Here is a 13786-nt window from a genome sequence, read left to right as displayed (position 1 = left end):
TCATTCAAACTTCCTCAAAGCCCAAATTAGAAAGAATGAAGCACTCTCGCGAATATCCATCGTTGACAAAAATCTACGCTATATAATTCGATACCTGAGCTCCTTATATTTGCAGACCGTGATCCTCTAAATTCAAGCCGTTTAAATTTTGCTTGGCAGTGTCGCCACGACTCGATCCAAAAATACCCATGCTAAATCCTATTTCACCTTCTACTATTTCGTCTTGTCCGGTAGCACCAAAAATTACAGCGGCTTCTTTATTCTCACTTCCCATCGAGGTTCGAGAAGAAGTAGAAAATCATCTGCAAGTGTGGGAGCGGCAGAATTTTTTTAAAGCTCTGACAACGGTGACCCGAGATGGCGCGTCTGTGGACTCACCTGCACTGAAATTACATTTACTGCGGGACAGGATAGCAGCAAAATATCATCAGAGTTTGGCGAGTTCGGATGGGAGCTTGAGAGCCTTTGCGTTGAATCAGTTGCAAAGGTTATGGGAATCAGGTCAACTCGATCAAGTGGTAGAAAAGCCAGCTTTTTTTGAGTTGGTGCGTGTTGTTAATGATCCAGAGGTATTTGGCTATTTAAGGGGAAAAATCCAACAAGTGCCAGAGTTAAAGGCAAAGTTACTGAGCTGGGTCGAACGCTCAAAAGCAGAAGAAGTGCAGCCCATGGCAGCCAATGCGCTGACCCTATTGGTAAAAAGTGGTGTCCAGTTTAATGGAGCGGATTTAAGGGGAATCCGGATACCTGGAGCGGATCTGAGTAATGGGGTATTCGATTCAGCGCAGTTGCAAGGGGCGGATTTAAGAAAAACTAATCTTCGCATGAGCTGGCTGCGCCAGGCGACTTTAAGCGGCGCGCAGATGGCCGGAGTGCAATTTGGTGAATGGTCTTATCTCCAAGAAGAGAGTCCGGTGTATTCCTGCACGTATTCACCGGATGGGAAAAGCTGCGCAGTAGGTCTTAGAAACAGTCAGATCAGTGTGTACTCGACTTCGACTTGGGAGAGGATTCACACCTTAGAAGGACACACAGACTCTGTTAGGAGTGTAGTCTATTCGCCGAGCGGGTCGCAGGTCGCTTCGGGCAGTTTGGATTGTACGGTGCGACTGTGGGATGCGCGCAGCGGAGCCCATATGCGCACCTTAGAAGGGCATACCGACGGAGTTTGGAGCGTGGCTTATGCGCCGAGCGGGTCGCAGATCGCCTCGGGCAGTTCGGATTGTACGGTGCGACTGTGGGATGCGCACAGCGGAGCCCATGTGCGCACCTTAGAGGGGCATACCGACGGAATTTGGAGCGTGGCTTATGCGCCGAGCGGGTCGCAGATCGCCTCGGGCAGTTCGGATTGTACGGTGCGACTGTGGAACGCACAAAGCGGAGCTCTTGGATACACCTTAGAAGGACATACCGGCGGAGTTTGGAGCGTGGCTTATTCGCCGAGCGGGTCGCAGATCGCCTCGAGCAGTGTAGACAATACGGTGCGGCTGTGGGGCGCGCAAAGTGGAGCCCACGTACACACCTTAAAAGGACATACCTCAGCTGTTTTGAGCGTAGTGTATTCGCCAAGTGGCGAGCAGATCGCCTCGGGCAGTAGGGACAATACGGTACGCCTGTGGGACGCACAAAGCGGAACCCTTAAGCACATCTTAGAAGGACATACAATTACTGTTAGGAGCGTGGCGTATGCGCCGAGTGGCGAACAGATCGCTTCGGGCAGTGGTGACAATACGGTTCGTTTGTGGGATGTGCCAAGCGGCACCCTTCGACACACCTTAGAAAGTCATACCGACGGAGTTTGGAGCGTGGCGTGTTCGTCGAGCGGGTCGCAGATCGCCTCAGGTAGTGGTGATAAGACGGTACGTTTGTGGGATGCGCGAAGTGGAACCCTTAGGCACACTTTACGCGGACATACCTCGTGGATTTCTAGCGTGGTTTATGCGCCAAGCGGTGAGCAAATCGCCTCGGCCAGTTGGGATACGGTACGTCTGTGGGATGCGCACAGCGGAGTCCTTAAGCACATCTTGGAAGGATATACAAAATCTCTTAATAACATAGCGTATTCGCCGTGCGGGTCGCAGATCGCCTTGGGCCGTCTAGACAAAATACGCCTGTGGAGCGCGCAAAGCGGAGTCCTCAGACACACCTTAGAAGGACATACCGACGATGTTAGGAGCGTAGTCTACTCGCCGAGCGGAGAACAGATCGCCTCGGGCAGTTTAGACAATACAATACGTCTGTGGGACGCGCGCAGCGGAGCCCTTGGGCACATCTTAGAAGGACATACAAAATCTGTTAATAGCGTGGCGTATTCACCGAGCGGGGAGCAGGTCGCCTCGGGCAGTTTAGATAACACAATACGTCTATGGAACGCGCAAAGCGGAACCCTTGGATACATCTTAGAAGGACATACCGACAATGTTAGGAGCGTGGTCTACTCACCGCGCGGGTCGCAGATCGCCTCGAGCAGTGATGACTATACGGTGCGTCTATGGGACGCGCAAAGCGGAACCCTTGGACACACCTTAGAAGGACATACCGACGATATTAGGAGTGTAGTCTATTCACCGAGTGGCGAGCAGATCGCCTCGGGCAGTTCCGACAATACGATGCGGCTATGGGACGTTGCCTCGGGTCAGTGTCGAGCGGTGATTGAAGGTTTTGACGGAGGCCTTTGGAGCATTGTCTGGAAAACGACCCGCGACGGCAGCTATCTGGTGACTGGGGGCGCCGATAAATCAGTGCGCTGGTGGGAGGTAAAAAAAGCAGGAGAAGAGACTAAAGCGATTTTATGCTGGAGTTCTGGGCATGAAACTCTTACCGTGAAGGGTGCGTTATTCGAAGGGGCTAGAGGATTAAGCAAGAGCAATGAGAGGCTGTTAACTCAGCGGGGAGCAAGATTATTAGAGAGTTAAGAGAAGCTGTCAGCACCGGATGTAACTGATATATAACTGGAAAATGGTATCAACTTTAAATCGCTGTTGACAAGGGTTAACCCCCCTTAAATCGTCGATTGACTTTTGTAATGCGCGCGGCGGCACTTGGTGGCAGACCATTCTTCTGTGTCAGCTTTACCGGGTTCTTGCTAGCGCAATGATTGATTGAATGGCAGCGCGGGCCTGCGGACTGTTCTTCCAGCATGTTGATCCAGTAAGCGCTGATGCAGCAGAAACGACGTCAAGCACGTTGGCGTCGCTGAGATGGGCTAGCGATTCAAAGCCAAGTTGTATTTGGCCCATTGTCTAATACCAACCAATGGGGCCACAAATCCTATGCAAATTCTAGCTGTTCAACCGGCGTGTTAATTGGTTTGGGCAATGCGCGACGGATGTTGGGGAATCTCCGCGGCCTCAAAGTAGGAGGGGTTATGTTAACGCCTTGTTCCCATGGAACGAGCTTGACTAAAAAACGGTCAGCATCGGCAATCACAATTTGCTCTCCTGCTAGCGCTGCTTCAATCAGACTGCATAACTTTATCTGTGCTTCATAAATATCGACTACTTGCATTTTTTAGCCTCCACTTAATTAAACCAAAATATTAATATTTATTCTATTTGGTTTTGTTTGGGATGGCAAGCTAATTGACACGATTTTTGTGTATGATCTTCGTTATGGCGTTCTCGCCAAGGTTCAAAGTTCACTAAAGGGGAGTAGATGAATTTGTTTGTTACCGGCGCGAGCGGTTTTCTTGGCGCGCATACAATTATTCAATGGCTAAGCCAGCAGCCTAATGGAAAAGTCGCTGGTTTAGTGCGGGCGCCCACTGAAGCGGCTGCGCGCGACAAGCTTAGGGGTGTGTTAAAGCAGGCTCTGCATGACCAGAATTTGGACCTTGAGTGGGCTCAGCTTGAGCCGCGGATCACAGTACTGTACGGCGATATTGCGGAATATGGCTGGCATGAACAGGCTGCTTTCAAAAAATGGTTTGCGGCAAGTGGCCGAGTAAGAGTGTTTCATAATGCAGCAAACCAATCGCTACGCGACGAAGATCGCCGCTTGGTATGGCGTCACAATGTGGAGGGGACGCGGGTTTTATTATCCGTTTTGCTTGAGCAGCCCGGAATTGAATCCTTTAATTACATTAGCACTGCCTATGTGACCGGAACGCGAGAAGGGCATATTCTTGAAGATGCAACAGAGCGTCCGCCAGATTTTTATAACGGCCATGAAGAAAGCAAATGGCAGGCCGAACAAATTGTGAAGCAAGTATGTAGCGCGCAGCGGCTGCCTTACCGGATTTTCCGGCCGAGTATTTTAGTCGGGCATTCAGTTACGCACCGCGCTTTCGCTATGACGGGTTTTTATGCTTTTATCGACAAATTGCTGCGTACCAAGCAACGCCATAAGCTAGCGGGCGCAGTGCAAAACACGCCGCAAAAATTAATGGCTCCGTCTTTTAAGCGCGCCGCAACGCTGAATTTGGTTCCAGTCGATTTAGCCGCGCTCGAAATTTTGGATTTGATGGAGCAGGGCATGATGAGCGCTTACCGTTGTTTTCATATTACAAATGAACGTCCATTCTCAGTCGCGGATCTTTGCTTTGCACTTGAATCGTTATTGGATATGCAGTTTTCGTACAGCGCGCCGCAGCAAGCGCAACAACCATCGCTGGTTGAACTGGGCCTGCGTTATTACCTGCCTTATCTGATGGATTTTCACCGTTTTGATCGGCGCAACGTTCACTTATTCGGCGCTGCGCGTTATCAAGAGCGCTACTTGTTCGATTTAACTCGACTGCGGGAGTTGGTTAGTGCTTTTCTTAAGCAGCGCGCGCAAGCGGGTATACCGCGCCAGGATAACCCCGCTGCGCAGCCGGTCATTTCAGAGGCTGTCTCGGCTATCCTTAAGCGTTCATCCCATGGTGACGCAACAGCGCATCAATGGTCGGTTCACGACCGCGAAATGCTTTGAATGACGCCATTGCCGGTCGGCTGCCGCCAGCTTCCAGTATTTCTGTGCGGTAGCGAGCGCCGATAATCGGATCGAGCACGTTGCCATTTTGTGCTTGCGCGGCTTCCTCAAATGCCGCGTAAGCATCGGCGGATAATACTTCAGCCCATTTATAGCTGTAATAGCCAGCCGCATAGCCGCCTGCAAAAATATGGGTGAAGGTATTGGGCCAGCGCGAGAATGCGGCTTGCGGTATCAGATGGTATTTATCATTCAGCGTGCGGGCCAGTTCGTCGATACGGACGGCGCCGCTAGGGTCGAACTCAGTATGTAAATGTAAATCAAACATCGATAAAACGATCTGTCTGAGCGTACCTAAACCACTTTGAAAATTTTTGGCGGCCAGCATTTTGTCAAATAGCGCGCGCGGCAGCGGTTCGCCCGTATCGATATGCGCGCTCATTGCATGCAAGACTTCCCATTCCCAGCAGAAATTTTCCATAAACTGAGAGGGCAATTCCACCGCATCCCATTCAACTCCATTAATGCCGGAAACTGCGCGCTCGTCGATGCGCGTGAGCATATGGTGTAGTCCATGGCCAAATTCATGAAACAGGGTCATGACTTCATCATGGGTGAAGCACGCCGGTTTGGCGCCAACCGGGGCTGAGAAATTGCACACTAGGTAAGCCGCCGGAGTTTGGATTGCCCCGTCTCTTTGACGGCAGCGCGACCGCGCGTCATCCATCCAAGCCCCACCTCGTTTGCCTTCGCGGGCGTAAAGATCAAGGTAAAAATGGGCCAATAGCTGGCCACTGGCGTTTTCGATGCGGAAAAACCGTACATCAGGGTGCCAGGTTGGCGCGTGATCGGCGCGCAAGGTCAGATTGAAAAGCGTTTCGGCAACTTTGAACAAGCCCGCAAGAACGGCGTTTTCAGGGAAATATTGTTTCACTTCATGTTCGGAAAACGCATAACGTTGTTCACGCAGTTTTTCAGAGGCGAAGGTAATATCCCACGGCGCTAGCTCAGGTAAGTTGAGCTCTTGGGCGGCGAAAGCCTGTAATTGCTGCCAGTCTTTTTCTGCATAGGGGCGGGCGCGCTGCGCAAGATCCTCAAGAAATTGTTTGACCTGCGCCGGGGATTCGGCCATTTTAGTGGCCAGTGAAACTTCAGCAAAATTGGCATAGCCCAGCATTTTGGCTTCCTCGGCGCGCAAGCTAAGCTGCTCGAGCATATTCTCGTTATTTTCCCATTCAAGCTTGCCCTGGCTGTATTGAACGCCCGCGGCTGAGGCGCGACTATGGTAAGCGCGATACAGCGCTTCGCGTAGCGCTCGCGATTGCGCATACTGCATGATCGGAAAATACGATGGGAAGTGCAGATTAAAGGCCCAGCCTGACTGACCATTTTGACTGGCGATCTGCTGCGCGCTAGCGCGCACATCAGCTGGCAAGCCTGCCAGTTCAGCCTCATTGGTCACGACATATGAGTAGGCATTGGTGGCATCCAATACATGATCGGAAAAGGCTTTTGATAAACTGGCGAGCCGTTCTTGCAGCACCGCAAAACGTGGTTTGCTGGCGGCATCTAACTCAGCTCCGGCAAGTTTAAACTCGCGCAGCGCGTTAGCCAGGATTTTTTTGCGCGCCGCAGATAAATCAGCATAGTCAGTGCTTGCTGCAAGCGCTTTATATTTTTCGTAAAGCGCTAAATTTTGGCCCACGTTGGTCCAAAATTCCGTAATGCGCGAGAGGTTGGCGCTGTGTGCGGCGCGCAGCTCTGGGGTATCGGCTACGGCGTTGAGATGGCTAATTACGCCCCAAGCACGTGAGAGCGGCTCAGTGGCGTATTCAACTGCATCGACTACATGGTGCCAGTCAACCGGCGTGTCAGCCGCGCTCGCGCGCTCAATCGCGACCATTGCGCTGGCTAGCAGCTCATCGAGTGCGGGGGTCACATGTTCGGCACGGATTTGCGTAAAGCGGGGTAAATCGGAAAAATCGAGCAGTGGATTATGAGCTTGCATAAAATATTTAAGCGATATGTGAAGGGAGGCGCTGCGCGTAGGCTTGTTCGGCCGCTGTAAGTGTATTCACCAGTAGCATCGTGATGGTCATCGGGCCTACGCCACCAGGTACCGGCGTGATGTGGCCAGCCACTTCTTTAACTGACTCGAAATCAACGTCGCCGCAGAGTTTGCCGGTCTCATCACGGTTCATGCCAACATCAATCACGGTCGCGCCTGGTTTCACCATGTCCGCGCGCAGCACATTGCGCTGACCGGCAGCCGCAACTACAATATCCGCGGCGCGCGTATAGCTGGCAAGATCGCGCGTTTTGCTATGACAGATGGTAACGGTTGCTCCGGCTTCCAGTAACAAGAGCGCCATCGGTTTGCCTACAATATTTGAGCGACCAATCACCACCGCTGATGCGCCGCTCAGCGGAATCTTTGCTGCTTGCAGCATCATCATAACGCCATAGGGCGTGCAAGGCCGGAAGCTCGGTCGCCCCGTCAACAATGCGCCAGCATTTGCAATATGAAAGCCATCCACGTCCTTCGCCGCGGCAATCGCCTCAATCACTTTGTGGCTGTTAATGTGAGCTGGAAGGGGCAATTGCACTAAGATGCCGTGAATCGCCGGATCACGATTGAGCGCATCAATCCGAGCCAGTAGCTCAGCCTCGCTAAGATCGGCTGGGTAGCGGTCGCAGGAAGAGTGCAAGCCGTGTTCCTCGCACGCCTTTATCTTATTGCGCACATAGACGGCGCTGGCTGGATCGTCGCCGACCAAGAGCACCGCCAGCCCGGGGCGGCATCCTTGCTGCGCAAGAGCCGCAGCACGCGCCGCGACGTCAGCGCGGATGATTTTGGAAAGGGCATTACCGTTAATTAGAGTTGCAGTCATAGTGAGAGAGTGAATTTTTTTGCCTAACTAAAATCGCCAGATAGGCTATAACACAGCATCTTGTTGTTCAAAAAAACAACAATATTATACTGATAGGCTGTAGAGCCATCATGCTTTATGGTTTTAACCCATATTGACGCTCTTTGCTAGAGAGACTGACGTCAGTGATCAATACGCAAATTTAATGCTGCGATGCAATAATTTTTCATATTATGAAAATATGTTCCGTAATTCGAAAATTCTGCTTGCATTGCTGAATGCGTGCTCTTTACAATTTGGCCGTTACGACCAGCTTGCGCTTAAAGCGCCTTCTAAAGCGAAATAGGCTAAGCCGGGAATGAGCCTTTTACCAGGAGACGGAATGTCTGCTATACCCAAGGAAGTATTGAAATATATTGCTGTTGAGCATGATGAGGATCCCGCAGAAACTGGGGAATGGCTGGAAGCACTAGAAGGCGTGCTCGCTAACGTTGGTCCGCAACGCGCTCACTATTTGATTGAAAAACAAATCGAACTGGCCCGCTTGCGCGGCGCGCATTTGCCATTTTCGGCCACTACACCTTACATCAATACGATCCCGGTTGAGCAGCAAGCGCAATATCCTGGAGATTCGGACATTGAACATCGAATTCGTTCTTATACGCGCTGGAATGCCGTCGCTATGGTGTTACGTGCCGGTAAAGAAACTAACGTAGGCGGGCACATTGCTTCATTTGCTTCGGCCGCTACGCTTTATGACGTAGGATTTAACCATTTTTGGCATGCGGCTTCAAAAGAACATGGTGGCGATTTAGTCTTCATGCAAGGCCATTCGTCGCCAGGTATTTATTCGCGCGCTTTTTTGCTGGGCCGCTTAACCCAAGAGCAATTGGATAATTTCCGCCAAGAGGTCGGCGGAGAAGGCGTATCGTCTTATCCACACCCCTGGTTAATGCCTGACTTTTGGCAATTCCCAACCGTATCGATGGGATTGGGGCCAATTATGGCGATTTATCAGGCGCGCTTTATGAAATATCTAGCGGCGCGTGGGATCACTCAAACTGCAGGGCGCAAAGTTTGGGCCTTTTTAGGCGATGGCGAGACGGATGAGCCGGAATCGCTCGGTGCAATTGGCATGGCAGGCCGCGAGCGACTCGATAATTTAGTGTTTGTGGTGAACTGCAATCTACAACGACTAGATGGCCCGGTGCGTGGCAATGGCTCGGTCATACAAGAGTTGGAGTCTTCCTTCCGTGGCGCCGGCTGGAATGTCATTAAAGTTATTTGGGGCAGTCGTTGGGACGCTTTGTTTGCGCGTGATAAAACCGGTGTACTGATGCGCCGCATGAAAGAAGTCGTGGATGGCGAATACCAAACCTATAAATCTGAAGGTGGCGCTTATGTGCGCGAGCATTTTTTCAATACGCCAGCGCTTAAAGCATTAGTTTCGGATTGGTCGGACGATGATATTTGGAATTTAAATCGTGGCGGACACGATCCCCATAAAATCTATGCGGCGTTTGCCGCAGCGTCGCAAGCGCAGGGCCAACCCACAGTGATTTTAGCCAAAACCATTAAAGGCTATGGCATGGGTGAAGCCGGCCAAGCGATGAATATCACGCATCAGCAAAAGAAAATGCCGATTGAGGCGCTGAAAAAATTCCGTGACCAATTCCGCCTGCCGATTACAGATGAAGCGCTGGAAGAAGTGCCTTATCTGAAATTTGAAGAAGGTTCAAAAGAACTCACTTATATGCGCGAGCAGCGCATGGCGTTGGGCGGTTATCTGCCGGCTCGCCGTGCTAAAGCGGAATCGCTGCCAGTACCTGCGCTGTCTAGTTTCGAGCCGGTTTTAAAAGGCACCGGTGCCGGCCGCGAAATCTCAACCACCATGGCTTTTGTGCGGATTTTAAATATCCTGCTGAAAGATAAAGTGCTAGGTAAACGGATTGTGCCAATTGTGCCGGATGAGTCGCGCACATTTGGCATGGAAGGTTTATTCCGGCAGATTGGCATTTGGAATCAAGACGGCCAGAAATATGTGCCGGAAGATTCTGATCAGTTGATGTTCTATAAAGAATCAGAAACCGGCCAAATCTTGCAAGAAGGGATTAACGAAGCCGGCGGCATGTGCGACTGGATCGCTGCGGCGACAGCGTATTCAACGCATGGCGAGCCAATGATCCCGTTTTATATCTTTTATTCAATGTTTGGCTTTCAACGCATTGGTGATCTGGCTTGGGCGGCGGCGGATATGCGCTCGCGCGGATTTTTGCTGGGCGCGACCGCTGGCCGTACCACGCTAAATGGCGAAGGGTTGCAACATGAGGATGGGCATTCACATCTGTTTGCCGCTGGCATTCCAAACTGTGTCAGTTACGATCCGACGTTTGCTTATGAAGTCGCGGTCATTATGCAAGATGGCTTGCGCCGCATGGTGCAGGAGCAAGAGGACATTTATTACTATATAACGGTAATGAATGAAAACTATGAACAGCCGGCGCTTCCCACTGGGGTTGAGCAGGATATTATCAAAGGCATGTACTGCCTTAAAAAATCCGCAACTCAGCAGGACGCGAAGCAGCGTGTGCAATTGCTCGGCTCCGGCACAATTTTGAATGAAGTCATTGCAGCCGCCAATTTACTCGAAAAAGATTGGGGCGTGGCGGCTGATATATGGAGCTGCCCGAGCTTTACTGAACTGGCTCGAGATGGACAGGCAACGGTACGCCATAATCTCTTGCATCCTACTGCAACGCCACGGCAGTCACACGTTGAAAAATTATTAAAAGACGCCTCGGGTCCGGTGATTGCTGCAACCGATTATGTCCGCGCCTTTGCCGAGCAAATCCGCGCTTTTGTGCCAGGCCGCTACTGGGTGCTGGGCACCGACGGTTTTGGCCGCTCGGATACGCGCGCGAAGCTACGCCACTTCTTTGAGGTTGACCGCTATTGGGTCACCGTTGCGGCGCTCAAAGCGCTCGCGGATGAGGGCGTGATTAAGCCACAAATCGTTGCTGATGCATTAGCTAAATATCAGCTTGATCCGGCTAAGCCTAATCCGATGACTGTTTAATCGCTTGATTGATGAATAGGATATAGTGCAACCCTTTATATAGGGTTGCATGTCATCCTCTTAGAGAACGTAGAATGAGCCAAATCATTGAAATTAAAGTGCCTGACATTGGCGATTATGCTGATGTGCCGGTAATTGAAGTGCTGGTGAGTCCAGGGGATCGGGTTGAAGAAGAGCAGTCGTTGCTGACTTTAGAGTCAGACAAAGCGACGATGGATATTCCTAGCCCCAGCGCTGGCACGGTTAAAGAGATTAGAGTAAAGCCTGGCGAGCGAATTTCTGAGGGCACGGTGATTGTATTGCTTGAGAGCGAGGCAAAAGCGCCGCCCACTGAGAGTGCGTCATCTGCTGCAGCTTCAGCCGCGAGTAACGCGCAACAGCCGCCGGCACAAAGTACTGTGCAAGAGCCAACTCAGCCGCCAGTCGCGGCCAACGCGCCCCAGCCCAGCGCTAAGTCAAGCCCAGCATTAACTGCAACTCATGCAGAGCCGTCTCCGACTCAAGCGCATGAGCCAAACGCTGAAAATCATACGGCAAGCCATGCGAGTCCTTCCGTGCGTCAGTTTGCGCGCGAGCTGGGCGTGGAGGTGCGGCAAGTTAACGGCACCGGACCGAAAGGGCGCATCACGCAAGATGATGTGCGCGCCTACGTAAAAGCGACATTGCAAAGTGGCGTCAAGGCTTCAGGCGCCGCGAGCGGAGCCGGCGGCGCATTGAATTTACTGCCCTGGCCGCAGGTTGCGTTCACAAAATTTGGCCCGCTTGAAACCAAGCCTTTATCGCGTATCAAGAAAATTGCAGGCGCTAACTTGCATCGCAACTGGGTCATGATTCCGCATGTGACGAGTCATGAAGAGGCCGATATTACCGAGCTTGAAGCTTTGCGCGTCAAGCTCAACCAAGAAAATAGCAAAACCGCTCTCAAAGTTACGTTGCTGGCTTTTTTGATTAAAGCGAGTGTGGCGGCGCTGAAGCAATATCCGAGCTTTAATACCAGCTTGGATGGTGATAACCTGATTTACAAAAAGTATTACCACATTGGCTTTGCGGCAGATACTCCAAATGGCCTAGTGGTGCCGGTGATTAAAAACGCCGATCAAAAAGGCGTGTTGGAAATTGCGCAAGAAACCACGGAGCTGGCCCAACTGGCGCGCGAAGGCAAACTTAAATCGGAACAGATGCAAGGGGGATGCTTTTCAATTTCTTCGCTAGGCGGAATTGGCGGCACCTACTTTACGCCCATCATTAACGCGCCAGAAGTGGCTATTTTAGGCGTCTGTCGTAGCGCCCTCAAACCGGTATGGGATGGTCAGCAGTTTATGCCGCGTTTGATGCTGCCTCTGTCTTTATCGTATGACCACCGTGTTATCGATGGCGCTGAAGCAGCTCGTTTTAATGCTTATCTGGCTAGCATATTAGCGGATTTCCGTCGTGTAACCCTGTAGCAAAGGTTTAATCAATGAGTTCAATTGAGACTAAAGCGCCGCCCGTAGCAGAGACGGTGGCGTGCGATTTACTCGTGCTAGGCGCTGGACCTGGTGGTTATGCCGCAGCCTTTCGAGCGGCTGACCTTGGCTTGGACACGGTGCTGGTTGAACGTTACCCAACGCTTGGCGGCGTTTGTTTAAATGTGGGCTGCATTCCATCCAAAGCATTGCTCCATACGGCGCAAATTAGTCAGGAAGCGAAAGCGTTAGCGGCCCATGGAATTACGTTTGGCGCACCCCAAATCGATTTAAATAAACTACGCGCGTTTAAATCTGGCGTCATCTCAAAACTGACCGGTGGCTTAGCGCAGATGGCTAAAGCACGTAAAGTACGCGTCATAGAAGGGCGTGGCGAATTTACCGACGCCCACCAACTGGTTATTCAAACGGCAGCAGGTCAGACGCAGCAGCTTAAGTTCAAGCAGGCGATTATTGCCGCCGGCTCGCAATCTATCGCGTTGCCTTTTATGCCGGATGACCCCCGCATCGTTGATTCAACCGGGGCGCTTGAATTGCGCCAAATCCCGCAGCGCATGTTGGTGATTGGCGGCGGCATCATTGGGCTGGAAATGGCGACGGTCTACTCAGCGCTTGGCGCACAGGTCGATATTGTTGAAATGGCGGATCACCTGATGGCAGGAGCTGACCGTGATTTAGTCAAAGTATGGCAAAAATTTAACACGCCGCGCCTGGGGCAAATCATGCTCCAAACAAAAACCGTCCGAGCTGAAGCCAAAGAAGATGGGATTCATGTGGGCTTTGAAGGCGCCGCAGCGCCGCGTGAAGCGCAGTGCTATGACCTGGTGCTGGTGGCGGTAGGCCGTCAGCCAAATGGCCATCGAATCGGCGCAGACAAAGCCGGCGTGCAAGTTAATCAACGCGGGTTTATCTCGGTTGACTCACAACAGCGCACTAGCGTTCCGCATATTTTTGCGATTGGCGATATTGTCGGGCAGCCGATGTTGGCGCATAAAGCCGTGCACGAAGGACATATTGCAGCCGAAGTAGCGGCCGGCAAGAAAGCCTACTTTGATGCACAGCAAATCCCTTCCGTCGCTTATACTGATCCAGAAGTAGCCTGGACGGGCAAGACCGAAGCCGAGTGCCAAGCAGAAGGCGTGCAGTATGGCAAAGCGGTTTTCCCATGGGCGGCTTCTGGCCGTGCGATTGCGAATGGCCGGGATGAAGGTTTCACCAAGCTGATTTTTGACCAAGCTACGCAACGCGTGATTGGGGGGGGCATCGTGGGGACCAGCGCGGGGGATCTGATTAGCGAGCTTTGCTTAGCCATTGAAATGGGCGCAGATGCGGTGGATATTGGCAAAACCATCCATCCTCATCCAACCCTAGGCGAATCGATTGGCATGGCGGCCGAACTGTTTGAAGGGGTCTGTACGGATTTACCTCCGTCACGAAAGAAATAGCGTTAGCCGAATCGCCTA

The 13786-nt window shown here is 51.8% G+C and carries 8 protein-coding genes and 1 pseudogene; 5 read left to right on the top strand and 4 right to left on the bottom strand.

Translation table 11 applies throughout. From position 1 onward, the window contains the following. Nucleotides 1-103: 103 nt before the first annotated feature. A complete protein-coding gene (locus MCB1EB_RS12020) occupies nt 104-274 on the bottom strand; it encodes a hypothetical protein (protein ID WP_161566188.1) in 171 nt (56 codons plus the stop codon). A 94-nt stretch (nt 275-368) separates the two neighbouring features. Between MCB1EB_RS12020 and MCB1EB_RS06050 the strand changes: the two genes are divergently transcribed. After that, entirely contained in the window at nt 369-2915 is a 2547-nt protein-coding gene (locus MCB1EB_RS06050) for a WD40 repeat domain-containing protein (protein ID WP_161566187.1), read from the top strand. A 355-nt stretch (nt 2916-3270) separates the two neighbouring features. On the opposite strand, the gene MCB1EB_RS06045 is transcribed toward MCB1EB_RS06050, so the two are convergent. Continuing rightward, complete coding sequence (locus MCB1EB_RS06045; protein WP_034956306.1) at nt 3271-3507, bottom strand: type II toxin-antitoxin system Phd/YefM family antitoxin; 237 nt, start codon at nt 3505-3507, stop codon at nt 3271-3273. Nucleotides 3508-3654: 147 nt separating this feature from the next. Here MCB1EB_RS06045 and MCB1EB_RS06040 point away from each other — a divergent pair, with 147 nt between their 5' ends. Beyond that, nucleotides 3655-4911: an SDR family oxidoreductase gene (locus tag MCB1EB_RS06040; protein WP_045362110.1), complete on the top strand. Its 1257-nt coding sequence runs from the start codon at nt 3655-3657 to the stop codon at nt 4909-4911. Here the strand turns inward: MCB1EB_RS06040 and MCB1EB_RS06035 are convergent. Together MCB1EB_RS06035 and folD are read right to left on the bottom strand one after the other, a co-directional pair. Then, entirely contained in the window at nt 4844-6919 is a 2076-nt protein-coding gene (locus tag MCB1EB_RS06035) for a M3 family metallopeptidase (RefSeq protein ID WP_045362112.1), read from the bottom strand. The genes MCB1EB_RS06040 and MCB1EB_RS06035 overlap by 68 nt on opposite strands. 7 nt (nt 6920-6926) lie before the next feature. After that, nucleotides 6927-7802, bottom strand: coding sequence for a bifunctional methylenetetrahydrofolate dehydrogenase/methenyltetrahydrofolate cyclohydrolase FolD (gene folD, locus MCB1EB_RS06030; RefSeq protein WP_045362114.1), 876 nt, complete (start codon nt 7800-7802; stop codon nt 6927-6929). Nucleotides 7803-8163: 361 nt separating this feature from the next. Between folD and aceE the strand changes: the two genes are divergently transcribed. The 3 genes and pseudogenes from aceE to lpdA all read left to right on the top strand — a co-directional run. Next, on the top strand, nt 8164-10857 hold the full coding sequence (aceE, locus tag MCB1EB_RS06025; RefSeq protein ID WP_045362116.1) for a pyruvate dehydrogenase (acetyl-transferring), homodimeric type: 2694 nt from the start codon (nt 8164-8166) through the stop codon (nt 10855-10857). Between the two features lie 74 nt (nt 10858-10931). Continuing rightward, the gene (locus MCB1EB_RS06020; protein ID WP_045362118.1) at nt 10932-12302 is read left to right on the top strand and encodes a dihydrolipoyllysine-residue acetyltransferase; all 1371 of its coding nucleotides are present in this window, start codon (nt 10932-10934) and stop codon (nt 12300-12302) included. Between the two features lie 62 nt (nt 12303-12364). Next, nucleotides 12365-13768 (top strand): annotated as a pseudogene (lpdA, locus tag MCB1EB_RS06015) (dihydrolipoyl dehydrogenase); the annotation flags it as partial. Nucleotides 13769-13786: the final 18 nt, after the last annotated feature.

The sequence above is a fragment of the Mycoavidus cysteinexigens genome (genome assembly GCF_003966915.1).
GTDB lineage: Bacteria > Pseudomonadota > Gammaproteobacteria > Burkholderiales > Burkholderiaceae > Mycoavidus > Mycoavidus cysteinexigens.
The sequence above is the reverse complement of the archived record's forward strand: the minus strand, read 5'-3'. Positions and strand labels throughout refer to the sequence as shown.